The sequence below is a fragment of the Micromonospora sp. NPDC000089 genome, from assembly GCF_042899365.1.
Taxonomy (GTDB): Bacteria; Actinomycetota; Actinomycetes; order Mycobacteriales; family Micromonosporaceae; genus Micromonospora.
Genome location: NZ_JBIAZT010000011.1, coordinates 135905 through 157090, shown reverse-complemented (window position 1 = coordinate 157090; position 21186 = coordinate 135905). Strand labels below are relative to the sequence as shown.

Here is a 21186-nt window from a genome sequence, read left to right as displayed (position 1 = left end):
GGCCGGCCCGAGCCGTCAGTCGACCTTGGGAAGGTCCGCCAGGATCCGGTCGAGGGTGGCCAGCGGGTGACCACCCTGGTCGTCGGGCGGGAGCAGCAGGCCGAGGCAGCGCAGGCCGACCTCGCCGGCGGCGTCGGGGCGTACCCCGAAGACCGGAGCCCCGACGTACCCGGCGGGAAGATCGGCGGTGACGCGCAGGCCGGCGTCGGCGCGGACCGCGCGCTCGACGGCGACCTCCAGCGGCCGCTCGCCGTCCGGGCGGACGCCGAGCGCCAGCACGATCGCCGACATCGGCCCGTCACCGAGCGCGTCGACCTCGTCCATCCGGAGGGCGACCGCGTCCGGCACCGGCTGGACGCGCCACGACCAACCCCGCTGCGCCGCGTACGCGTGCAGGCTGTCCGTCGTCATGATCGCCGCGCCGGTCCCGCGCGGGTGGGCCCACTCCCGCGGCAGGGGTACGACCTGCGGGGCCACCCCCGCCGGCTCGGTCAGGCTCGGCCGCAACCCCAGCTCGCCGGCTTCGGCACGGGCGACGCCGCCGGCGGTGACCAGGTACTCGCCCGCCTGGTGCCGCAGGAAGAACGCCGTGCCGGCCGCGCCGACCGGCACGATCGACCGGCCCAGGAGCTGGCACAGCTCGAAGGCGACCTCGTTCTCGACGTCCGGTTCCAGCAACACGAACCCGAGGGTACGTCCCGCGCCCGGCGATCCGCCGGCAGTGTTCGATCATCGGACGGCGACCCGTTCCCCCGCGCCGGGCGGGGTCGGCGGTACCCTCTTGGCGCGACGACGTACGCCGCGCGCCCGTAGCTCAGCGGATAGAGCAGGGGACTTCTAATCCCAAGGCCGCAGGTTCGAATCCTGCCGGGCGCACCTCTCCCACCGCAGGTCAGCCGCTTGTCGGTGCCGGTCGGGACGATCACCACGACTCCCGTACGGCCATTCGTACAGCCGCGTGAGCCGAAGAGGTGCTCCGCGGCCTCGTCCACGGCGGCCCGTTCGATCTCCGGCAGGACGTGGGCGCCGGTGATCTCCACGCTCAACGTGACAGCCCAAGCCTGCGGCTCGTGGTTGCCGTGCGCCGCTCGACTCGCGAATCGCTCAGGCGTTCTCGTCACGCCCACCGACGCAGTCGTGCCGCCAGAACGTCTCCGAATAGACGAACGTGCCGGTCATCCAGGGCTCGTATGCCGACAGCTTGATCACCTGGAAGGCCCAGTCGGGAATACGCAAGGACGGCTTACGGAAGCCCTGTTCCACCGCAGGGCCGAAGCCGACACGGGAGTAGTACCGTGGGTCACCCTCCAGGAACACCAGCGGCACCCCACGTTCATCAAGCTCCTGGAGACCACGGTGGATGAGCGCGGAGCCGATGCCGCGGCGCTGCCACTCCGGGGCGACGGCGAGCGGGCTCAGTGACGCGACGGCAACGGTTCGCCGCGCGGCGTCCAGCAGACACCGGCTGAACATCACGTGCCCCACGACCTCGTCCGCCTCCTCGGACACGAAGGACAGTGCGGTGGGATCGTCGCGCCGCAGGGCCTTCACCAGTTCCGCCACGACCTCGCCGTGTTCGCCGCCGAAGGCACGCCGGTGGATGGAGCCGATCAGTTCACGGTCGCGGATCTGTTCTTCCCGAAGAAACATGGTCGGACCGTAGGGTGTGCCACCCTAGGCGACAAACGAATAACTCTCCCCACCGCAGCTCAGCGGCTTCCCGGTCTTGATCCCTCGGAGATCGGCCGCGGCTCGGCCACCGAGCGCCCACGACGGGCCACTCAATCGATCGTCGGTACGGCGCACACGCAGAATTCGTTGCCTTCGGGGTCGGTAAGCACGACGTAGGGGTCCCTCGGATCGTCGTCGCGCCGTACGTAACTGGCACCGAGTCCGACGAGGCGTTGCACCTCACCCTCCTGGTCGTCGCTGTAGAGGTCGAGGTGCATCTGATCGCGGGCACTGACCGGACTGGCCGCGACCTGCAACGAGACGTTGAGTCGAGACCCACGCAGTACCCGGAAGCGGCCGTCATCGACGCGAGGGCCAGGAGTGAGATCAAGCGCAGCGGCCCAGAACTTCGTCATGACCTCAAGATCGGAACAATTGATCACGACACTGCCGAGACGTATTCCCATGATCTTCTTCTACCCCGAATGCGCGATGCGGGCAATCCGTGGGGCAGTAGCGGCGACGCACAGGGGCACGAGCGGCGGCAACGGCCACCAACTGCAGGCGTTTCGGGCATGACGGTCGGCTGAGCACGCTCTTCCAAAACCGACGGCGCGAGGACACCGGCTCGAGGCCGGGGGGGTGTAGCACCACTCGCGGGCCGCGGGCTCGTCGCCCGACGGGTAACTTCCGAACCAACGGGGTGAGGAGGAGACAGGTGACCACTGGGGGCTTCTCGGCGAAACGGCTGGCTCGGGTGCGGGCGTGGCTCGATCACCAGGTCGACTCCGGCTTCGTCCCCGGTGCGGTGGCCGTCCTCGCGCGGCACGGGGAGGTGCACGTCGAGGCCACGGGCCGGCTCGCGTTCGAGGGCGCGGGGTCGACCACCCCGATGGCGAGCGACACCATCTGCCGGCTGGGCTCGATGACCAAGCCGATCGTCGCCGCCTGCGCGATGACGCTCGTCGAGGATCTGACCCTGCGCCTCGACGACCCGGTAGACGACCTGCTCCCCGAGCTGGCGGACCTGACCGTGCTCGCCGACCCCGCCGGGCCGCTGGACGACACCGTGCCGGCGGACCGCCCGATCACGCTGCGGGATCTGCTGGCCAACACCCTCGGCACCGGCATGGTCCCGGCCGAGCCCGGCACGATCCCGATCGCCGACGCGCTGGACGCCCTCGGCCCGCAGCCGCCGGACGAGTGGATCCGCCGGCTCGGCGCGTTGCCGCTCGTCCACCAGCCCGGTGCGCGCTGGATGTACGACACCGGGGCCAACGTGACCGGCGTGCTCATCGCCCGGGCCACCGGCATGTCGTTCGGGGACGCCGTGCGCGAGCGGATCTGCGATCCGCTCGGCATGAAGAACACCGCCTTCAGCGTCGGCGCCGACAGCCTCGACCGGCTTGCCACGGCGTACGAGCGGGACGACGCCGCCACCGGCGAGCCGGTGGTGGAGGACGCCCCGGACGGGCGGTTCAGCCGGCCGCGGGTCTTCGAGTCGGGTGGCGGCGGGCTCGTCTCGACCGCCGACGACTACCTGACCTTCGCCTCGGCCCTGCTCGCGGGCGGCGCCCACCGGGGCGAGCGGGTGCTCTCCCGACCATCGGTGACGCTGATGACCAGCGACCACCTCACCCCGGCGCAGAAGGCGGTCTCCGGGTTCTGGCCCGGGTACTTCGACGCCATGGGCTGGGGCTTCGGGATGTCGGTGCGTACCCGCCGCACCCACCTCGGCCCCTCGGTCGGCAGCTACGGATGGTCCGGCTTCTACGGCACGGCCTGGTACAACGATCCCGCCGAGGACCTCACGGCGATCTGCCTCCTGCAGCGGGCGCACGCGGGCGACCAGACGCTGCCGATGTGGCACGACTTCTGGACCGCCGTCTACCAGGCGATCGACGACTGATCCCGGGGCCGGACAGTACGGGAGCCCCGGTCCTACCGATCGCTCCAACCCGAGCGTAGCGGCGGCCGACCGAGGGTCTGTTCGTTCCGGGAGTCGGTGACCCACTGCCGCAGCGTGGCTCCCGTCTCGCTGGTCGGTCTGCCGGTGGTGTCGATGACGCGTACGCGCCAGCGAGGGTCACCACTCGTCCAGTGGAGCCACCGCCGCCACACCATCTCGGGCCAACCGGCGGAGGTGATGACCTCGTGACGGTGAGCGGGGTCAACGGCGTGCCGGCGGTGCCAGTGGGCCCACCCGACGAAGGCCTGCGCCGCGTCCGGTGACCACCTGCCGGGGTCACGATGTGCGAGCCGACGCAGCCGCTCGTGGTCGGCGACGTCGAGCAGGCAGGCCGCGATGCCGTCGAGGTGTACCGCCGACGGGGCCGCCAACACCTCCCCCAGCGGCGACTGTCCCACGAGGAGCAGGTCCACACCCTGGTCCTGCAACTCGAGCGCGCGCTCCAGCCACCGCTGCATGGCCCGCTGCCGCCAGGCCGGGTTCGCGTCACTGGGCACGCCGATCTCATCGAAATCGTGCACGACCAGCCGCTCCACGTCCCGACAGGCCGCGGCGGCGGTCGTCTTGCCGGAGCAGCTGGACCCGGCGACTGTCAGCAGCACCGACCCAGTGTGTCGGTCGACGCGGCTTGGAGGCGACCGGGTTTGAGGGTCTACCGGCACCGAGCCTGCCACCGTCGGCGAAGCGGACTCGTCCTCCACGTCGGACGCTACGTCCATGGTGGGGCGTACCGGCTGAGGTAAGCGCGAGCCCGCGGGCGCGGGTCCTGCCAGTACTGGTGCGGCATGCGCGACAGGTGCGCAGCGCAGAACTCGGCCAGGCCGTCCACGACCGTCAGAAGCTCCAGCGGGCAGCCCTCGAACGCGGTGTTGACCGCCAGCAGATCCGCACGGGCACGGTAGTGGATGCTCCGGCCGCATTCCACTACTGGCCGAACGAGTAACGCAGGTTCGCGTTGATCAGCTGGTTGATGCGCTTGCGAAGGTGCCCGAGCAGCGCGGCGTTCGGCAGCGGCTCTTCGACCAGGAGCGTCCAGCGCAGATCGGTGCCGCCCCGGCCGGCCGGCGTGAGATCGAAGCGCACCAGCGCGTCCGGACGCTTCCGCCAGATCGACGACCAGACCACGAGGTGCGGCTTCTCCGCCCGGACGATGCGCGGCGGGTCCTCGTCGTCGAGCAGCAGCAGCCAGGGACGGGTCGGGTCACGGTGCGGGGCGGTGAGCGCCTCAAAGATGATCCCCGGCGGCGCCGGCTGGTTCCGCCTCCGACTACCCGCTTCCCGCACGTCTCGCAGGCTAGCGTCCGGCGGGACCGCGGCACCGGTCGTCCCGGTGGCCGCGTTCCGGCGTGCGTCACTCCAGGGCCGCCAGCAGCAGGCGCTCGTGTCGTAAGACCAGTTCCCGGTCCGCCGTGGCCCAGGCGACCGCCCACTCGGCGTGTCGCCGCCGCTCGGCGTTCTGCCGGGGGTCGATCCGGTTCGCCTCCTCCGTCCGGATCAGCTCGCCCTGCCGGCGCAGCACCGCCCGGATCAGCGTGTCGCCGTCCACGTCGCCGTACCCGTCGCGCAGCTCCCGCAGGTGCCACGCCTGCTGCGGGACGGGCACCCGGCCGACCGCCTGCACGCACCACGTCCAGGCCAGGTAGCCGAGGTCGTCGAGCCGCTCCCCCGGCCGGCACGAGTCCCAGTCGATGAACGCGACCGGCAGGCCGTCCCGGAAGATCGTGTTGAACGGGCCCGGGTCGCCGTGGATCACGCACTCCCGTCCCTCGGCCAGCGCCGAGTGCGCGGTCGCGTCGTGCAGGGCGCGCAGCATCCGGCCACCCGCCGCGTACGCCCCGGCGGCCCGCTGGCTCGGATGGTCGGTGGTCTCCCCGGGCACGTAGCTCAACACCTGCCGGCCGCGCTCGTCGACGCCGAGGTGACGCGGCGCGTACGGGTAGCCGGCCGCCTCCAGAAAGGACAGCACACCGGGCGACGTACCCCGGGTCTCCGACGCCGCGGCGGTGCACGGCGTCCCCGATCCGGACGACCTCGCCGGCGATGTGGCCGCCGGTCAGCGGGATCTCGGTCACGGCCGGACGGTAACCCGCACCGGCCGATCGTGTCGTACCCGGCGGTTAGCTTCGCCGACATGAGCGCGACGAGCGGGACGGCCCGGGTGCCGACGGTTGAGGACGAGGCCCGGTTCTGGGAGTTGGTCGAGGCCGCCTGGGCGCGCCTGCCTCCGGCGGCGACCGCGTTGCGGCGGGCGCTGCGGTCCCGCGACCCGGAGCTGGACGACGGCGAGGAGTACGAGGTCGACGCCTGGCTGGATCCGTTCCTGGCCGAGCTGCGCGAGCTCTGCGCCGGGCTGTCCGCCCGCGAGCTGACCGACCTCGACCGGGTGCTGGAGCGCAAGCTGTTCGACCTCGACCGCGCCGACGTGCAGGAGGTCACCGACGGTTCGGACGACGGTTTCCTCTACGCCCGCGGCTGGATCGTCGCCCTCGGCCGGGAGTACCACGAGGCGGTGGCGGCCGACCCGGCTTTGGCGGTGCCCGACGCCGAGTGCGAGGAGATGTGCTACCTCTTCGCCCACCTGCACGAGGAGTCGTTCGGCGAGTGGCCGGAGACCGGCTCCGGCATCAGCCGGGAGACCGGCGGGAACGAGGCCGGCTGGGCCACCGCGCCGGCCGACGCGGCCTAGGCTCGGACCATGGTCACCGAGCTCGATCTCGACCTGCCCGACGGTGGCAGGCTGCACGCCTACGACACCGGCGGCGATGACCGCCTTCCCGTCCTCTGGCACCACGGCACGCCGAACGTCGGAGCCCCGCCGGCCCCGCTCTTCGCGGCCGCGGACCGGCTCGGCGTGCGCTGGTTCTCCTACGACCGGCCGGGTTACGGCGGTTCCACCCGTCGCCCGGGTCGCGACGTCGCCTCGGCAGCCGGGTACGCCGCCCGGGTCGCCGACGCGCTGGGCATCGACCGCTTCGCCACGATGGGTCACTCCGGGGGCGCGCCGCACGCCCTGGCCTGCGCCGCGCTGCTGGCCGACCGGGTGTCGGCCGTGGTGGCCGGGGCCGGGCTGGCGCCGTACGGTGCGGCCGGGCTGGACTGGTTCGACGGCATGGCCCCCTCCGCGGAGGCCTCGCTGCGGGCCGCCGTCGCCGGCCGCGAGGCCAAGGAGCGGTACGAGGCGTCCGGCGCCGAGGGCGAGCCGGGTTTCATCCCCGCCGACCTGGCCGCGTTGACCGGGCCGTGGGCCTGGTTCGGGGACGTGGTGGGCGCCGCGGTGCGTGGCGGGCCGGGCGGTCACGTCGACGACGACCTGGCGTACGTCGGGCCGTGGGGGTTCGACCCGGCCCGGGTGACCGCCCCGGTGCTGCTGCTGCACGGTGGACGGGACCGGATGGTCCCCGCCACCCACAGCCGCTGGCTCGCCGACCGCTGCCCCACCGCGCAGCTGCGGCTCAGCCCGGAGGACGGGCACATCTCGGTGCTGGCCGGCGCCGAGGACGCGCTCGACTGGCTGTCCCGGCGGTCCCGCTGACGTGGCTCGCGCCGCCCGGACGGCCGCGGGGGTGAAGGCCGTCCGGGCGACGCGGCCGGTGCGACACCGGGCCGGAGTGGGGGAGGTTCCGCCCGGCGTCGAGGAGCGAAGCAACCGGTCCCCGTCTTCCGTGTCCCTCAGCGCCGCCACCTCCCCGGATGTCACATCTGCGGAGCGGATCCAGCCCACACGGTCGCGGAGCGGATCCAGCCACACATCCGCGGAGCGGATCCAGCACACGATCGCGGAGCCCATCCAGCCCCCACAGCCGCGGAGCACGGCGGGAGCCAGACGGGATATCGATGGCCGCACGACGCCCGTCCCGTCATGATCGACGGATGACGAGCACCCGCCCCGAGCCGGACGTCCGGCGCTACTACACCGAGGTGTACGACGAGGCCGGCCGGTTGGAGCGGTCGCCGCAGGGGCGGCTGGAGGCGATCCGTACCCGGGAACTGCTGTCCCGGCTGCTTCCCCCGCCGCCGGCCTCGGTGCTCGACCTCGGCGGTGGCCCCGGCGCGTACGCCGGGTGGCTGGCCGACGCAGGCCATCCGGTGCACCTGGTGGATCTGGTGCCGGCGCACGCCGCCGCGGCCCGCCGCGACCACCCGGTGGTCAGCGCGAGCGTCGGGGACGCCCGGTGGCTGCCGTTCGCCGACGCCAGCGTGGACGCCGCGGTGCTGCTCGGGCCGCTCTACCACCTGACCGCCCGCGCCGACCGGGTCGCCGCGCTGCGCGAGGCGCGGCGGGTCACCCGCCCGGGCGGCCCGGTGCTCGCCGCGGCGATCAGCCGGCACGCCCCGCTGATCGACCTGATCGGCAAGGGCCGGGTGGACGACCTGACCCGTCCGGCGCTGATGGCGTCCCTGCGCACCGGGCTGAACGACTCGGTGAACGGCTTCACCACCGCCTACTTCCACCGCCCGGAGGAGCTGGCGGACGAGTTCACCGCGGCGGGGCTGGCCGAGCCGGTGGTGTACGGCATCGAGGGGCCGATGTGGCCGGTGCTGAACGCGGTGGGCGTCGATGAGGAGAGCGCGATGTTCCGGGAGTCCGTCGGCTGCGCGCGGGCCTTCGAGACCGACCCCGCGGTGCTCGGGGCCAGCTCCCACCTGCTCGCCGTGGCGTATGCCTGATCGGTCGGCATCCGGTGCGCCGGACCGCTCAGCGACGTCCCGCGCACCGACGGTGACCGGCCGGCCACCGTCGTGCTATTCTCCGGCGTCGATGCACCGCCGTGCGGTTCCGTTGCCCTGAAGGACACTCCTCCCCCGATGTCGGCCGTATCCGCCCCGACCTCGCCGCCGGCGCCGCTGGACCGCCCCGCCGGCGGCGCGTTCCATACCATCTTCACCACCCTGCCGGCGCTGCTGCGGCTGACCTGCGGGCTGGTCGGCGCGGTGACCGCCCTGGCCGTCCGCACCCCGCCGGTGCGTACCGCGCTGCTGTTGACGGCGGTCGCCACCCTCACCGCCTGGTCGGGCTGGTACGCGGTGCGGGCGCTGCGCGGCGGCGGAATCGGCGGCGCGCTGGTCGCCGGGGACGTCGCGCTCACCACCGGCACCTGCCTGCTCATCCCCTGGCTGGTCGCGCCGGAGGTGCTGCCGGGCGAAGGCAGCTGGGTGGCGGTGCTGGCCAGCACCACGGTGATCAACGCCCAGGCGACCGCGCCGGCCCGGTGGTCGGTGCCGGCCGGGCTGGCGGTGACCGCCGGTTACGTCGTCGGGGCCCGCGCGGCGGGTCAGCCCGCCGAGGCGACCGCGCACGCGGCGACCCTGCTCGGGCAGACCGCGCTCGCCGCGATGATGACGGTCGTGATGCGCCGCTGGATCGCCCGCGCCGACCGGTCCTTCGCCGACTACCAGCGGCTGCGCCGGGAGGCGTTGGTCGCCCGGGCCGCCCGGGAGGCGGAGCGCCGGCAGAACCGCGACCTGCACGACACCGTGCTGGCGACGCTCACCATGGTGGGGCTGGGCGCCGTCCCCGAGGGGTCGCCGGAGCTGCGGCGCCGGGCCGGGGCGGATCTGCGTACCCTCGTCGGGCTGGCCGATGCGCGGTCGGCGGCGCCGGCCGGCCCGGTCGCGCTCGACGAACGGCTGCGCGCGCTGCTCGAGGCGTACCCGCGGCTGCCGGTCACCGCGGACCTGGCGCCCTGCGCGGCACCGGCCGGGGTGGCCGCGGCGGTGGTCGACGCCACCGCCGAGGCGCTGTCCAACGTGGCCCGGCACGCGCCCGGGTCGACCGTCACGGTGCGCCTCACCGGCGAGGCGGGCGCCGTCGTGGTCGAGGTGGTCGACGACGGTCCCGGCTTCGACCCGGCCACGGTCCCGATCCACCGGTACGGGCTGCGCGAGTCCGTGCGGGGCCGGCTCGCCGAGATCGGCGGCCGGGCGGTGGTGACTTCCGCCCCTTCCCGAGGCACCCGGGTCCGGATGGAATGGCCGCATGACGGCTGACCTTCGGGCCGCCGCGCCGGTCGTCGGGCCCGGGGCGGGGGACGCCACCGTGGACGGTGCGCCACCCGGCGCGCCCGTCGACGTGGCCCGGGTCTCCGACCGGGGCGCCCGGATCGCGGCCGTCGCCATCGCGCTGACCTGGCACGTCGGCATCAGCCTGCCCGCGTGGCTCGGCGCGCGCGCCGCGCTGGCCGCGCCGGCGGTGGTGGTCGGCGCCGGCTGGCTGATCGCGACCGGCGTCGGCGGGTACGCCGGGGCCCGACTGCTGCGCGGCACCCGGCCCCCGGTCGGCCCGCTGGTCGCCGTGCTGCTGCTGGTGGACGCGGCGGTCTTCGCGGCGGCCGGGCACGGCCGGCTGTTCACCGCGGCGAACTGGGTGTGGGGCGGGCTGGGCTGGTTCTTCGTGGTGGTGCTCTGGGGGCGGCGGATCGGCTGGCTGGTCGCCCTGCTCGGCGTCCACTCGTCGATCGCCCTGGCCGCGCTGGTCGGTCACGGCGCCACCGCGCCGGCCGACCTGACCCGGTACGCGATGTACGCCTACGGCGTCTCGTCGCTGCCGGTGGCGGTGTTCACCGGCGCCGCGGTGATCGCGGCGCTGGCCCGGCAGCGGGCCGCCACCGCGGCGGCCGCCGGGGCGGTGGCCGCGGAACGGGACGCGGCCGAGCGGGCCCGGCGGGAGCGCAGAGACCGGCTGGCCGTGGTCGGATCCGCCGCCGAGGAGGTGCTGGCGGAGCTGGCCGACGGGCGGGCCGACCCGGCGGATCCGGCGGTGCAGCGGCGCTGCGCGCTGGCCGCGGCCCGGCTGCGCCGGCTGATCGCCGAGTCGGACGACGTGCCGGACCCGCTGCTGCACGAGCTGCGCGCCGCGGTCGACCTGGCCGAACGCGACGGCCTGCCGATCGAGCTGGTCGCGATCGGCACTCCCCCGCCACTGCCGGCGCAGATCCGGCGGCGGCTCGCCGACCCGCTCACCGCGGCCCTGGTCGACGCGGTGGGCTGGGCCCGGCTGACCGTGCTGGCCGGCCCGGACGAGGTGGCGGTCAGCCTGGTCACCCCGGAGCCCGACGACCCGCCTTCGCCCGACGCCCCGGCCGGCGGCGGGTCGGACGGTCCGGTGGAACACGTGCACGAACGGGACGGGGAGATCAGATGGACGCAGACCCGGTGGCGCAGGACGTGAGCGGGCACCGTCCCGTCGGCGTGTCCATCGTGGACGACCATCCGGTGGTGGTGGACGGGGTCCGCGCCTGGCTGGCCACCGAGCCCCGACTGCGGGTGCTGGCCACCGGCGACGATCCGGACGCGGTGCTGCGCGCCGCGCCGCACGCCGACGTGATCCTGCTGGACCTGCGGCTGCACGGCCGGATGGTGCTGGACAAGCTCGCCGAGCTGAGCGCCGGCGGGCGGCGGGTGGTGGTCTACTCCGAGCACACCGACCCGGCCACGATGCTGGCCGCGCTGGACGCCGGGGCGGCGGCGTTCCTGGCCAAGCACGAGGGCCGGGAGCACTGCGTGGCCACCGTGCTGGCGGCGGCCAGCGACCGGCCGTACGTGCCGCCGGCGCTGGCCGGGGCGATGGTGGGCGACCCGCGGCCGGGCCGGCCGGCGCTGTCGGACAAGGAACGGGAGGCGCTGCTGCTGTGGTTCCAGTCGATGTCCAAGGCGTCGGTGGCCCGCCGGATGCGGATCAGCGAACACACCGTGAAGCAGTACGTGGACCGGGCCCGGATCAAGTACACCCGGGCCGGGCGCCCGGCGGCGACGAAGGCGGCGCTGCTGGCGCGGGCGATCGAGGACGGGCTCGTCCGCCCGGAGGAGATCGGCATCTACCGGTCGCAGGCGGCCGCCGAAGGGACGACCCCCTAACGGGTGTCATGACATGATCGGGGCCACTGCACGAGGCTTGTCGTGCAGGTAACCGCCGGGCCCGGGAGGTCGCGCCGATGCGGCAGGACACGTCCCCGTTCTTCATCGCCCCGCACCGGTTCGACGACCCGGAGGACGAGGGCCGCCCGCTGCTGGACCAGCGCCACGAGCTGGTCCCCGAGCCGGAGGAGCAGGTGCTCGGCCGGTTCCGCACGGCGCTGGCCGGTTGCCTGCTGAGCCCCACCGGGGCCCGCCGGCACTGGGCGCTGCCCGAGCCCGCGGCGGTGACCGTCACCGACCGGCGGCTCACCTACGCGTGCCCCGGCGCGGAGCTCACCCTGGTCACCGGGCCGGGCGCCCGGCACCGGCGCCCGGCCCGGCTCTCCCGCCTGGTCAGCGGCCAGATCCGCTGGCAGTGGCCGTCCCGGCTGGAGCTGTCCCGGGCGCTGGCGCCGGACACGGTCGGCGGCCCGCACCGGGAGCCCGACGCGGAGCTGCTGATCGTCTGCGACGCGCTGCGCACCATTCAGCAGCCGACCCTGGCCCTCGGCGGGCCGGCCTCGACGCTGACCGAGCTGGCCCGGCTGGTCCGCCGGTCGGTGGCCCGGTTCCGGCTGGACCGTCCGGAGCTGGTGGAGCTCGCCCCGTCGGAGCGGGAGGTGCTGGTCCGGCGGGCGACCGGAGCGCCGCTGACCGGCGAGGCCCGGGTCACGCTGCCCGGTTCACTGCCGGTGGAGTTCCTCTCCCGGGAGGACTACTACCGCACCGCCGAGGCCGCCGCCCGGGACGTGGTCGGCGGCTGAGCCGGCGAGTTCCGTAAGCACCACCGTCGGTCAGGGGGTGGCGGGCCGGCGGGGGCGGCGGTCCAGCTCGGCCGCCTCCTGCAGAGTCGGCGCGGTGCCGCCCAGGTGGGCCGGCAGCCACCAGGAGTCATCCGGGCCGGCCGGCTTGTCCGGGTACTCCTGCTGCGCCCGGTCGACCAGCGCGGTCAGCCGGGTCTTCAGCTCGGCGGTCATCGCCGTGGTGTCCGGGAAGGCGGCCGGGTCGATCGGCTCGCCGATGAGGATGGTGATCGGGGTGTGCCGGCGAGTCAGGGTCTTCGGCCGGCCCTTGGTCCAGAGCCGCTGGGTGCCCCAGATCGCCACCGGCAGCAGCGGCACCGCGGCCTCCTGGGCCATCCGGGCGGCGCCGCTCTTGAGCTCCTTGACCGTGAACGACCGGCTGATCGTGGCCTCGGGGAAGACGCCGACCACCTCGCCGCGCCGGAGGGCGCCCACCGCGGCGCTGTAGGAGCCGGCGCCGGCGGCCCGGTTCACCGGGATGTGCTTCATGCCGCGCATCAGCGGGCCGGAGACGCTGTGCCGGAAGACCGAGTCCTTCGCCATGAACCGGACCAGCCGACGGGACTCGTGCGCGCCGTAGCCGCAGAAGATGAAGTCGAGGTAGCTGACGTGGTTGCTGGCCAGCACCGCGCCGCCCGTACGGGGGACGTGGTGGCTGCCCTCGACGGTCAGCCGCAGGTCGAGGACCCGGAACATGGTCTTGGCGGCGGTGATCACGGGCGGGTACACGAGTTCCGGCATCCGCCGACTTTACCCCGCGTAGGTTACGGGCCCGTAGGGCGAGCGGGCGGCGGCCACCGCCGCGCGCCGGGCCGGCTCCGCCCGGGTACGCGGGGGTCACCGTCCCGGCGATCGGGCGGCTGATCGACCGTCCCGCGGGTCGGGCGGCGGTTACCGTCAGGGCATGCCGGAGCTGCACGCCGTGGTGATCCACTGCCGGGACCCGTACCTGCTGGCGCCGTTCTGGAGCGTGGTCACCGGCCTGCCGGTGGCGCCGGAGGACGAGGCGAAGCTGGCCGACCGGGCGCTCGTGGCCGGCGAGGCGGTGCTGCTGCGCGACCCGCACCGGCACCGCCCCGACCTGTGGATCACCCCGGCGCATGACCTGCCGGCCCCCGGCCGGATCCACCTGGACCTGGTGGGCGACGCCGAGGAGCGCGCCGCCGTGCTGGAGGCCGGCGCCACCGTGGTCCGCGAGCTGCCCGGCTGGACCGTCCTGGCCGACCCGGAGGGCAACGAGTTCTGCCTGCTCCCGCACCGCCCCTGAGGCGGCCGGCCCGGTCGTCAGTCGGCCAGCTTGTTCAGGTCCAGCCGGCCCCGGGCGAAGGCGTCCACCCGGCCCCAGCGGCCCGGGATGTCGAGCACCTCGATCCGGCCCATCCCCACCGGCAGCACCGGCTCGACCGCCAGGTGCCCCTCGTGCGGCTCCAAGCCGAGCATGGTGCGCAGCAGCAGCAGCGGGGCGCCGGTCGACCAGGCCTGCGGGCTGCACGCGGTCGGGTACTCCACCGGGAACTTGGTCAGCTCCCGGGGATAGCCGCCGAACGCCTCCGGTAGTCGGCCGTCGAAGTAGGTCGCGGCGTCCAGGATGCCGGAGGCGATGGTGGCGGCCTCGTCGGCGAAGCCGTACCGGCGCAGCCCCCAGGCGATGAACGAGTTGTCGAACGGCCAGATCGTGCCGTTGTGGTAGCCGATCGGGTTGTAGCGGACCTCCCCCTCGGCCAGGGTGCGCACTCCCCAGCCGGTGAACAGCCGCGGCCCGATAAGGTGCCGGGCGATCTTCTCGGCCCGGTCCGGGTCCACGATGCCGCTCCACAACAGGTGGCCGATGTTGGAGCTGAGCACGTCGCACTGCCGGCCGTCCGGGTCGAGGGCGAGCGCGTAGTACTCGCCGTCCGCCACCCACCAGTCCCGGTTGAACCGCTCCTTGAGCTGCGCGGCCTCCCGCTCCAACTGATCGGCGTACGTCGGGTCGCCCCAGAACTCCCGGGCCAGGCGGGCGGCCCGCACCTTCGCGTCGTACGCGTACCCCTGCACCTCGCAGGTGGCCCGGGGGAACGGCGGCAGGGTGCCGTCGGCGTACGAGATGGAGTCCCAGGAGTCCTTCCAGCACTGGTTCTCCAGGCCGGTTTCGGTGTTGCGCCGCTCGTACCAGATGTAGCCGTTGCCGACCAGGTCCGCGTAGTCGTCGATCCACTTCAACGCGGCCCGGCACTCCCGCTCCAGCTCCATCACCAGCGCGACGTCGCCGCTCCACTTCTCGTACTCGTCGAGCAGCACCACGAACAGCGGGGTGGCGTCCACCGATCCGTAGTACGGCGAGTGCGGCTGCTCCTCGAACGCGGCCGTCTCGCCGTACCGAATCTCGTGCAGGATCCGGCCCGGGTCCTCGTCCCGGAAGTCGTCGAACCGGCTGCCCTGCAGGGCGGCCAGGATGCGCAGCGTGGTCTTCGACAGTCCGGGCGCGAACGGCAGCGCCTGCAGGCAGGTCAGGATGCTGTCCCGGCCGAACATGGTCATGAACCAGGGCAGCCCGGCCGCCGGCAGGGTCTGGCCGCCGAGCGACAGCGGCGAGAAGCGCAGCGCGGCGAGGTCCACCATGCTGCGGCGGTAGGTCGCGGCCACCCGGCCGAACTCGCTGTTGACCTTGGGAGCCTGGGCGACCCACTCCTTCAGGTCGTGCGCGAGCGCGAGCCGTTCGGTGCCGTGCGCCCGCAGGCCCATCCGCAGGTCGCGGCCGCCCGGGCCGACCGCCTGGGTCTCCACGTGGATGTCGGTGCTCCACTGCTCGTTCGGCTCCAGGTGCACGGTGAACGCGAACCCGTTCTTGTCGTACCGGGCGGGCAGGGACGCCGAGATCACCGTCTCCCGCTTGAAGTTGCCGCGCCGGTAGCCCAGCCGCAGCCGGTCGGACTCGACCTCGGTGTAGATCTCGCCCTTCTTGTTGAGGATCTCGTCCTTGACCTGGAACAGGTCGGCGAAATCCGAGCCCGCGTCCATTCGGATCTCCAGGTCGACCGGGCGCTCGTCGTGGTTGAGCACGGTCACCTGCTCCCGGAAGCTCCCACCCACCGCTCGCTCCCGGATGATCGACAACTTCGCGTCGATGTAGTGCGTGGCCATCCCGGGCACCAGGAAGAACCGCGCCTCGTAGTACTGCAAATCGTCGTAGGACAGCGCGTTGAGGCGCTCGCCGTTGACGGTGAGCACCCACCGGGACAGGAACCGGGTGTCGATGGAGAACAGCCCGGTCGGCTCGCTCGGCGTCGCCTCGATGTCGCCGGTGTCCTCGGAGACGACGAAGGTGTTGCCGTCGAGGATCCGGATCGTGTTGCTCTGGCCCATCAGGCCACCTCCCGGCGGTAGTAACGGCGCGGCCCCTGGTCGTCGGGAGAGCCCGGAAAGACCCGCTCCACCTGAACCACCAGCCGGGCGTCACCCATCACGGTCATGTCTCCGCGCAGCAGCGCCGCGAGGCCGTGCTCCCGCCCGGCGGCGAGGTCCTCGAACAGCGCCGGGCTGGTACCCACGACGGTGTCCGCCTCCCGGTCCTCCTGGCTGACGTGCAGCCGCCCCCGGTCGATCTGCAGCAGCCAGTGGGTGGTCTGCGCCCCCTCGTGCAGGTCGAACCGCAACGTCCCGGACGTCTTGTCGAGCAGCGGCTCGTAGCCCCGCCGGTCGAGGTCCTCGAAGAATCTCGTGGTCGCGTCCACCATCGGGTCCTCTCCCCCTGTCGAATCCGCGGCCTGGCGGCGTACCGGACGGGGGTGCCCGTCCGGTACGGCGTCAACCTCGCCCGGATCGGGTGAGCCCGGCGGGTGGCGGCGGTGCGACCGGGCGGCGCGGGGCCGCCCCGGGGACGGCGACGCCGGCCCCCGCGAGCGCGGGAGCCGGCGTCAGGTCCGCGGCGGACGTCAGTTGTTGGGTTCGTCGGCGCTGATGTCCGCGAGCACCGACTGCGGCTCGCGCTCCACCGCGAGGTCGCCCATCGACACCAGACCCACCAACCGGCCGTCGTCGATCACCGGCAGCCGGCGTACGGCGTACGTGCGCATCAGGTCGGCCGCGGCGACCGCGTCGTCGTACTGGCTGACCGTGATCACGTCCTTGCTGGTGATCTGGTTGAGCCGGGTGGTGTTCGGATCCATGTCCTCGGCGACGCCCCGGACCGCGATGTCCCGGTCCGTCACGATGCCGACCACGTTGTCGGCGTCGGTCACCACCACGTCGCCGATCGCGCTGTCGCGCATCTCCTGCGCCGCCGCGGTGAGCGTGTCGTTGCCGTCCATCGTCACCAACCGGGTCGTCATGAACTCTCCGACCGTTGTCATGGTGCTCCCCTCTCGGTGTCGGCACGCCCGGTCTACCCGCCGCCCCCGAGCAGGTAACGCCGCACCACCCGGCGGTGTAGTCGACGGCGCGGACCCCGCACGCTCAGCCACGCGGTGGTACGCCGTAGACCCGCTCGACGTGCAGCCGCAGCACCAGCGGACCCTCGGCGACTATCGCGGCCCGGAATGCATCCCAGTCGGGGTGCTCGCCCTGGGCCTCCCGGTACAGCCCGACGAGCTCCTCCACCGTCGGATCGTCCGGGCGCTGCGCGGTCGGGGTCAGCTCCGCCCGCGCCTCCGCCACCGCGTACGCCCCGCCGTCGTCGCTGCTGACGTGGAAGCTGGCCCGGGGGTCGCGGCGCAGGTTGGCCGTCTTGGCCCGGCCGTTGGGCACCGCGACCCGGATCAGCCCGCGCTCCCGGTCGAAGGAATAGATCACGTTGGACAACTGGGGACGACCGTCCCGTTTGATGGTGACCAGCACGCCGAGGCTGCGGTCGGCGATCAGGTCGGTCAGGGCCTGGGTGGTGTCGTCATCGGGCATGTCGTCCTCCAACTGGTCAGTCCCGGTGACTCCATCCCACCGCACCGGTGACCGTGGCGCTACTCTCCGCGACGCCGCGGCCGGGACGACGCGCCGCGGAGTCGACCCGCCGGGGACGCTCGCACGCCAGGTCCGGGGCATCGCCGCCGCGCGGTTCAGCGGCGCTCGGCCGCCACCAGCTCGGCCAGCTGCACGGCGTTGAGCGCCGCCCCCTTGCGCAGGTTGTCGTTGGCGCAGAAGAACGACAGCCCGTGCTCAACGGTCTCGTCGGCGCGGATCCGACCGACGTACGTCGGGTCGGCACCGGCGGCCTCCAGCGGGGTCGGCACCTCGGACAGCGCCACGCCGGGCGCCCCGTCGAGCAGCTCGCGGGCGCGCTGCGGGGTGATCGGCCGGGCGAAGCGGGCGTTGATCTGGAGCGAGTGGCCGGTGAAGACGGGCACCCGGACGCAGGTGCCGGAGACCTTCAGACCCGGGATCTCCAGGATCTTGCGGCTCTCGTTGCGCAGCTTCTGCTCCTCGTCGGTCTCGTCGGAGCCGTCGTCGACGATCGAGCCGGCCAGCGGGAGCACGTTGAACGCGATCGGCCGGGCGAAGTTGCGTGGCGCGGGGAACTGCACGGCCGAGCCGTCGAAGGTCAGCGCGCTCGCGTCCTCGGCGACCTTGCGGACCTGCTCGTCCAGCTCGGCCACGCCGGCCAGGCCGGCGCCGGAGACCGCCTGGTACGTCGAGACGACCAGCCCGACCAGCTGCGCCTCGGCGTGCAGCGGACGCAGCACCGGCATCGCGGCCATGGTGGTGCAGTTGGGGTTGGCGATGATGCCCTTCGGGCGGTCGGTGATCGCGTGCGGGTTGACCTCGGCGACGACCAGCGGCACCTGCGGGTCCATCCGGTACGCCGACGAGTTGTCGATCACCACGGCGCCGGCGGCGGCCACCCGTGGGGCGAGCTCCTTCGCGGTGCCCTTGCCGGCGGAGAAGATCACCACGTCCAGGCCCGCGTAGTCGGCGGTGGCCGCGTCCTCGACCGTCACCTCGCCGTCCCGCCAGGGCAGGGCCCGCCCCGCCGAGCGCGCGGAGGCGAACAACCTCAGCTGCTCCACCGGGAACTCGCGCTCCGCCAGCACCTGCCGCACCACGCCACCGACCTGGCCGGTGGCTCCCACAATGCCGATCCTCATGACCGCGAGGCTACCGAACGCCACCGGCCCGGGCGGAGCACCTTTCCCACCACCCGGGCCGGTCACCGGCGTTCACCGCGTGGCGTCGGTCACCTCGCCGAGCCCGGTCGCGGTCAGCTCGTCGCGGATCACCGCCGCGTCGCCCTCGACCACCAGGGTCAGCGCCTCGGGGTGCAGGTGCCGGGCCGCGGCGGCGGAGACCTCCGCCACGTCGGCGCCGAGCAGCGCCTCCCGCAGCCGGGCGTGGTAGTCGTCCGGCAGGTCGTGCACCACCAGAGTGGTCAGCGCGGACGCGATGGCCCGCGGGCTCTGCAGCTCGACCGAGAGCTGGCCGGCCCGCCAGGAGCTGGCCACCGCCAGCTCGTCGGCGGTCACCCCGTCGACCTGGGTACGGGTGATCTCGCCGACCGCCTCGACCAGGGCCGGTGCGGTCACCGCGGTCTGCACACCGGAGCTGACCGCGAACCGGCCGAACCGGCGGGACGAGGCGAAGTCGCCGCGGATGCCGTACGTGTAGCCGCGCACCTCGCGGATCAGGTGGTTGAGCCGGGAGGTGAACGCCCCGCCGAGCACCGTGCCGGCCAGCGTCATCGGCACGTGGTCGGGGTGGGCGCGGTGCGGCGACGGGTGGCCCAGCCGCAGCGTGGACTGCACCGAGCCGGGCCGGTCCACCAGGATGATCCGCCGCCCGGCGGGCATCGGCACCTCGATCGGACCGCCCCGCTCGACCGGGCCGCCGCCGGTGCCGGCGAACGCCGCCGCGCCGAGCGCGTCCAGGTCGATCCGGTCCAGGTCCCCGGCGACGATCAGCGTGCCGGGGCGGATGAACCACTCGGAGTGGAAAACGGTGACGTCCTCGACGTCCAGCCCGGCCACCGAGCCCGGGTCGCCGTACATCGGCCGGCCCCAGCGGTTGTCGGCGCCGAACAGCTCGGCGCGCAGCACCGCGTCGGCGCGCGGGCCGGGGTTGGCCCAGTCCATCCGCAGCGCGGTCGCCTCGTCGTCGCGGACCCGGCGCACGTCCTCCGGGTCGAGCTTGGGCGTCCGGACGGCCTCGGCGAGCAGCTCCACCGCGGCGGCCAGCCGGTCCACCGGCACCTGCACGCTGACCTGGAAGGAGTCCCAGTCCAGCCCGGCCACCAGCTCGGTGCCGAGCCCCTCGATCGCCAGCGCGAACGCGGTGGCGTCCCGGTGCGCGGTGCCCTCCTCCAGGGCCTTGGCCAGCACCGCGCCGAGCCCCTCCTTGCCGACCGGCTCCCGGCCGGCGCCGGCCTCCAGCAGCAGCAGGGCGACGGCGAGGTTCTGCCCGGGCAGGTGCGCGGCGACCACCCGGCCGCCGGCCACGTCCCGCCGGACCACCGTCGGGAACCGGTACGGGCGGGCGGCGCCCGGGCCGGGACGTTCGGTGATGAGCGTCATGAGGTCTCCTCCGGCAGGTAGATCAGGGTGGCCCGGTCGTCGGCGCCCAGCACCTCGGCGGCCAGCTCGGCGATCTGCTCGGCGGTGACCGCCAGCCAGGCGGGCAGCCGCTCGCCGGCCTTCGCCGGGTCGCCGAACTGGGTGGCGTACCGGCCGAGGGTGTCGGCGCGGCCGTCGACGGTGGACATCTGACGCCACCACCCGGTGCTCAGCAGCGCCTTGGCGCGTTCCAGCTCGGTCGCGGTCACCGGCACGGTGGCCAGCTCGTCGAGCACCTCGGCGACCCCGGCGGCGAGTCGTTCGCCGGTCACGCCGGGGCGGGCGGTGGCGGTGGCGATCAACGGCGCCGGGGCGTGCGCCAGGTCCACCCCGTACGCCCCGACCAGGTCCGGCTGGGCGATCCGCTCGCCGTCGGCGAGGCGCTGGTAGAGCCGGCTGCCCCGACCGCTGCCCAGCACGGCGGCGAGCACCGTCGCGACGTCGTACCCGGGGGTGCCGAAGGGGTGGGTGCGGTGCGTGACGAACACCCGGGGGGCGGGCACCTCGGCGCGTACCGTCTCGACGACGGGCCCGGTGGCCGGGACGATCAGGCCGGCCGGCGCGGCCGGGATGTCGTCGCGCGGCGGCAGGCCGCCGAAGTACCGCTGCGCCAGCGCGAAGACCTCGGCGGCCGAGGCGTCGCCGGCCACGGTGAGCACCGCGTTGTTCGGCGCGTAGTACCGGCGGTGGAAGCCCTGGAAGGTGGCCAGGTCGGCGGCGTTCAGGTCGGCCATCGAGCCGATCGTGGCGTGATGGTACGGGTGGCCGGGCGGATAGAGCATCGGCAGCAGCCGCAGCCAGGCGTCGCCGTACGGGACGTTCTCGTAGCGCTGGCGGCGCTCGTTCTTGACCACGTCGCGCTGGTTGTCCAGCGTCTCCTGGGTCAGCGCCGGCACCAGGCCGCCCATCCGGTCGGCCTCCAGCCAGAGCGCCAGCTCCAGGTGCTCGGCCGGGACCGTCTCGAAGTAGTTCGTCCGGTCCGGGTTGGTGGTGGCGTTCAGCGAGCCGCCGGCGCCCTGGATCAGCCTCATGTGCTCGGTCTTCGCCACGTTCACCGAGCCCTCGAACATCAGGTGCTCGAAGAGGTGCGCGAAGCCGGTCTGCCCGGCGGGTTCGTGCCGGGAGCCCACGTCGTACCAGAGGTTGACCGCGACCGCCGGGGCGGTGCGGTCCTCGCTGACCACCACGCGCAGGCCGTTGTCCAGTCGGGTGGTCTCGATGGGCCAGGGGTAACCGCTGTCGGGCATGCCCCGACGCTATCCGATCTAGCGGGCGGGAAGGGCCCGCGCCGCCGGGCGGGCCGGTGCGGGTCCGTTCGCCCGACGGACGAGTGGAC

Annotated in this window: 23 protein-coding genes and 1 tRNA gene; 10 read left to right on the top strand and 14 right to left on the bottom strand. The window is 73.8% G+C overall.

From position 1 onward, the window contains the following. Window positions 1-15: 15 nt before the first annotated feature. Window positions 16-681 carry a hypothetical protein gene (locus ACFY3U_RS20970; RefSeq protein ID WP_387204073.1) on the bottom strand — a complete coding sequence of 222 codons (666 nt, stop codon included), beginning with the start codon at window positions 679-681 and terminating at the stop codon, window positions 16-18. Window positions 682-803: 122 nt separating this feature from the next. On the opposite strand from ACFY3U_RS20970, the gene ACFY3U_RS20965 reads away from it, so the two are divergent. After that, window positions 804-876 (top strand) — tRNA-Arg (locus ACFY3U_RS20965). Between the two features lie 228 nt (window positions 877-1104). On the opposite strand, the gene ACFY3U_RS20960 is transcribed toward ACFY3U_RS20965, so the two are convergent. After that, window positions 1105-1650: a GNAT family N-acetyltransferase gene (locus tag ACFY3U_RS20960; protein WP_387204070.1), complete on the bottom strand. Its 546-nt coding sequence runs from the start codon at window positions 1648-1650 to the stop codon at window positions 1105-1107. Window positions 1651-1781: 131 nt separating this feature from the next. Beyond that, window positions 1782-2138, bottom strand: coding sequence for a VOC family protein (locus ACFY3U_RS20955; protein ID WP_387204067.1), 357 nt, complete (start codon window positions 2136-2138; stop codon window positions 1782-1784). A gap of 251 nt (window positions 2139-2389) precedes the next feature. Here ACFY3U_RS20955 and ACFY3U_RS20950 point away from each other — a divergent pair, with 251 nt between their 5' ends. Further along, a complete protein-coding gene (locus ACFY3U_RS20950; RefSeq protein ID WP_387204064.1) occupies window positions 2390-3580 on the top strand; it encodes a serine hydrolase domain-containing protein in 1191 nt (396 codons plus the stop codon). A 32-nt stretch (window positions 3581-3612) separates the two neighbouring features. Here the strand turns inward: ACFY3U_RS20950 and ACFY3U_RS20945 are convergent, their stop codons facing one another. The 3 genes from ACFY3U_RS20945 to ACFY3U_RS20935 all read right to left on the bottom strand — a co-directional run bounded on the left by ACFY3U_RS20945 (window position 3613) and on the right by ACFY3U_RS20935 (window position 5606). Further along, complete coding sequence (locus ACFY3U_RS20945; protein ID WP_387204061.1) at window positions 3613-4242, bottom strand: hypothetical protein; 630 nt, start codon at window positions 4240-4242, stop codon at window positions 3613-3615. Window positions 4243-4564: 322 nt separating this feature from the next. Then, the gene (locus tag ACFY3U_RS20940; RefSeq protein ID WP_387204058.1) at window positions 4565-4924 is read right to left on the bottom strand and encodes a hypothetical protein; all 360 of its coding nucleotides are present in this window, start codon (window positions 4922-4924) and stop codon (window positions 4565-4567) included. A gap of 67 nt (window positions 4925-4991) precedes the next feature. Further along, window positions 4992-5606, bottom strand: coding sequence for a phosphotransferase (locus ACFY3U_RS20935; RefSeq protein WP_387204055.1), 615 nt, complete (start codon window positions 5604-5606; stop codon window positions 4992-4994). A 165-nt stretch (window positions 5607-5771) separates the two neighbouring features. Between ACFY3U_RS20935 and ACFY3U_RS20930 the strand changes: the two genes are divergently transcribed. The 7 genes from ACFY3U_RS20930 to ACFY3U_RS20900 all read left to right on the top strand — a co-directional run bounded on the left by ACFY3U_RS20930 (window position 5772) and on the right by ACFY3U_RS20900 (window position 12297). Continuing rightward, complete coding sequence (locus ACFY3U_RS20930) at window positions 5772-6326, top strand: DUF4240 domain-containing protein (RefSeq protein WP_387204052.1); 555 nt, start codon at window positions 5772-5774, stop codon at window positions 6324-6326. Between the two features lie 9 nt (window positions 6327-6335). Continuing rightward, window positions 6336-7172, top strand: coding sequence for an alpha/beta fold hydrolase (locus ACFY3U_RS20925; RefSeq protein ID WP_387204049.1), 837 nt, complete (start codon window positions 6336-6338; stop codon window positions 7170-7172). Between the two features lie 338 nt (window positions 7173-7510). Next, window positions 7511-8308, top strand: coding sequence for a class I SAM-dependent methyltransferase (locus ACFY3U_RS20920; RefSeq protein WP_387204046.1), 798 nt, complete (start codon window positions 7511-7513; stop codon window positions 8306-8308). 138 nt (window positions 8309-8446) lie between these two features. After that, window positions 8447-9628: an ATP-binding protein gene (locus tag ACFY3U_RS20915; protein WP_387204043.1), complete on the top strand. Its 1182-nt coding sequence runs from the start codon at window positions 8447-8449 to the stop codon at window positions 9626-9628. Further along, a complete protein-coding gene (locus tag ACFY3U_RS20910; RefSeq protein WP_387204040.1) occupies window positions 9618-10808 on the top strand; it encodes a hypothetical protein in 1191 nt (396 codons plus the stop codon). The genes ACFY3U_RS20915 and ACFY3U_RS20910 overlap by 11 nt, the downstream gene beginning before the upstream one ends. Continuing rightward, the gene (locus tag ACFY3U_RS20905) at window positions 10778-11494 is read left to right on the top strand and encodes a response regulator (protein WP_387204038.1); all 717 of its coding nucleotides are present in this window, start codon (window positions 10778-10780) and stop codon (window positions 11492-11494) included. Before ACFY3U_RS20910 ends, ACFY3U_RS20905 begins: the two co-directional genes overlap by 31 nt. A gap of 77 nt (window positions 11495-11571) precedes the next feature. Then, window positions 11572-12297 carry a hypothetical protein gene (locus tag ACFY3U_RS20900; RefSeq protein ID WP_387204035.1) on the top strand — a complete coding sequence of 242 codons (726 nt, stop codon included), beginning with the start codon at window positions 11572-11574 and terminating at the stop codon, window positions 12295-12297. A gap of 30 nt (window positions 12298-12327) precedes the next feature. Here the strand turns inward: ACFY3U_RS20900 and ACFY3U_RS20895 are convergent, their stop codons facing one another. Next, a complete protein-coding gene (locus ACFY3U_RS20895; protein ID WP_387204032.1) occupies window positions 12328-13077 on the bottom strand; it encodes a lysophospholipid acyltransferase family protein in 750 nt (249 codons plus the stop codon). A 163-nt stretch (window positions 13078-13240) separates the two neighbouring features. On the opposite strand from ACFY3U_RS20895, the gene ACFY3U_RS20890 reads away from it, so the two are divergent. Beyond that, window positions 13241-13603 carry a VOC family protein gene (locus ACFY3U_RS20890; protein ID WP_387204030.1) on the top strand — a complete coding sequence of 121 codons (363 nt, stop codon included), beginning with the start codon at window positions 13241-13243 and terminating at the stop codon, window positions 13601-13603. A 17-nt stretch (window positions 13604-13620) separates the two neighbouring features. Here ACFY3U_RS20890 and ACFY3U_RS20885 read toward each other — a convergent pair whose 3' ends face one another. The 7 genes from ACFY3U_RS20885 to ACFY3U_RS20855 form a co-directional block, all read right to left on the bottom strand. After that, the gene (locus tag ACFY3U_RS20885; protein WP_387204027.1) at window positions 13621-15681 is read right to left on the bottom strand and encodes a glycogen debranching N-terminal domain-containing protein; all 2061 of its coding nucleotides are present in this window, start codon (window positions 15679-15681) and stop codon (window positions 13621-13623) included. After that, window positions 15681-16052 carry an SCP2 sterol-binding domain-containing protein gene (locus ACFY3U_RS20880; protein ID WP_387204024.1) on the bottom strand — a complete coding sequence of 124 codons (372 nt, stop codon included), beginning with the start codon at window positions 16050-16052 and terminating at the stop codon, window positions 15681-15683. Before ACFY3U_RS20880 ends, ACFY3U_RS20885 begins: the two co-directional genes overlap by 1 nt. A 198-nt stretch (window positions 16053-16250) precedes the next feature. Beyond that, entirely contained in the window at window positions 16251-16667 is a 417-nt protein-coding gene (locus ACFY3U_RS20875; RefSeq protein WP_387204021.1) for a CBS domain-containing protein, read from the bottom strand. A gap of 103 nt (window positions 16668-16770) precedes the next feature. Then, a complete protein-coding gene (locus tag ACFY3U_RS20870; protein WP_387204018.1) occupies window positions 16771-17211 on the bottom strand; it encodes a PPOX class F420-dependent oxidoreductase in 441 nt (146 codons plus the stop codon). Window positions 17212-17366: 155 nt separating this feature from the next. Beyond that, complete coding sequence (locus tag ACFY3U_RS20865; protein WP_387204015.1) at window positions 17367-18392, bottom strand: aspartate-semialdehyde dehydrogenase; 1026 nt, start codon at window positions 18390-18392, stop codon at window positions 17367-17369. A gap of 72 nt (window positions 18393-18464) precedes the next feature. Next, window positions 18465-19811 carry a M16 family metallopeptidase gene (locus tag ACFY3U_RS20860; protein WP_387204012.1) on the bottom strand — a complete coding sequence of 449 codons (1347 nt, stop codon included), beginning with the start codon at window positions 19809-19811 and terminating at the stop codon, window positions 18465-18467. Continuing rightward, window positions 19808-21097 carry a M16 family metallopeptidase gene (locus ACFY3U_RS20855; protein ID WP_387204009.1) on the bottom strand — a complete coding sequence of 430 codons (1290 nt, stop codon included), beginning with the start codon at window positions 21095-21097 and terminating at the stop codon, window positions 19808-19810. The genes ACFY3U_RS20860 and ACFY3U_RS20855 overlap by 4 nt, the downstream gene beginning before the upstream one ends. Between the last annotated feature and the right edge of the window lie 89 nt (window positions 21098-21186).

What these genes read in the sequence shown, in the direction of transcription:
- ACFY3U_RS20960 (WP_387204070.1), bottom strand. Translation starts at nt 1,650, where the DNA reads ATGTTTCTTCGGGAAGAACAGATCCGCGACCGTGAACTGATCGGCTCC.
- ACFY3U_RS20955 (WP_387204067.1), bottom strand. Translation starts at nt 2,138, where the DNA reads ATGGGAATACGTCTCGGCAGTGTCGTGATCAATTGTTCCGATCTTGAG.
- ACFY3U_RS20930 (WP_387204052.1), top strand. Translation starts at nt 5,772, where the DNA reads ATGAGCGCGACGAGCGGGACGGCCCGGGTGCCGACGGTTGAGGACGAG.
- ACFY3U_RS20925 (WP_387204049.1), top strand. Translation starts at nt 6,336, where the DNA reads ATGGTCACCGAGCTCGATCTCGACCTGCCCGACGGTGGCAGGCTGCAC.
- ACFY3U_RS20920 (WP_387204046.1), top strand. Translation starts at nt 7,511, where the DNA reads ATGACGAGCACCCGCCCCGAGCCGGACGTCCGGCGCTACTACACCGAG.
- ACFY3U_RS20915 (WP_387204043.1), top strand. Translation starts at nt 8,447, where the DNA reads ATGTCGGCCGTATCCGCCCCGACCTCGCCGCCGGCGCCGCTGGACCGC.
- ACFY3U_RS20910 (WP_387204040.1), top strand. Translation starts at nt 9,618, where the DNA reads ATGACGGCTGACCTTCGGGCCGCCGCGCCGGTCGTCGGGCCCGGGGCG.
- ACFY3U_RS20905 (WP_387204038.1), top strand. Translation starts at nt 10,778, where the DNA reads ATGGACGCAGACCCGGTGGCGCAGGACGTGAGCGGGCACCGTCCCGTC.
- ACFY3U_RS20900 (WP_387204035.1), top strand. Translation starts at nt 11,572, where the DNA reads ATGCGGCAGGACACGTCCCCGTTCTTCATCGCCCCGCACCGGTTCGAC.
- ACFY3U_RS20895 (WP_387204032.1), bottom strand. Translation starts at nt 13,077, where the DNA reads ATGCCGGAACTCGTGTACCCGCCCGTGATCACCGCCGCCAAGACCATG.
- ACFY3U_RS20890 (WP_387204030.1), top strand. Translation starts at nt 13,241, where the DNA reads ATGCCGGAGCTGCACGCCGTGGTGATCCACTGCCGGGACCCGTACCTG.
- ACFY3U_RS20885 (WP_387204027.1), bottom strand. Translation starts at nt 15,681, where the DNA reads ATGGGCCAGAGCAACACGATCCGGATCCTCGACGGCAACACCTTCGTC.
- ACFY3U_RS20880 (WP_387204024.1), bottom strand. Translation starts at nt 16,052, where the DNA reads ATGGTGGACGCGACCACGAGATTCTTCGAGGACCTCGACCGGCGGGGC.
- ACFY3U_RS20875 (WP_387204021.1), bottom strand. Translation starts at nt 16,667, where the DNA reads ATGACAACGGTCGGAGAGTTCATGACGACCCGGTTGGTGACGATGGAC.
- ACFY3U_RS20870 (WP_387204018.1), bottom strand. Translation starts at nt 17,211, where the DNA reads ATGCCCGATGACGACACCACCCAGGCCCTGACCGACCTGATCGCCGAC.
- ACFY3U_RS20865 (WP_387204015.1), bottom strand. Translation starts at nt 18,392, where the DNA reads ATGAGGATCGGCATTGTGGGAGCCACCGGCCAGGTCGGTGGCGTGGTG.
- ACFY3U_RS20860 (WP_387204012.1), bottom strand. Translation starts at nt 19,811, where the DNA reads ATGACGCTCATCACCGAACGTCCCGGCCCGGGCGCCGCCCGCCCGTAC.
- ACFY3U_RS20855 (WP_387204009.1), bottom strand. Translation starts at nt 21,097, where the DNA reads ATGCCCGACAGCGGTTACCCCTGGCCCATCGAGACCACCCGACTGGAC.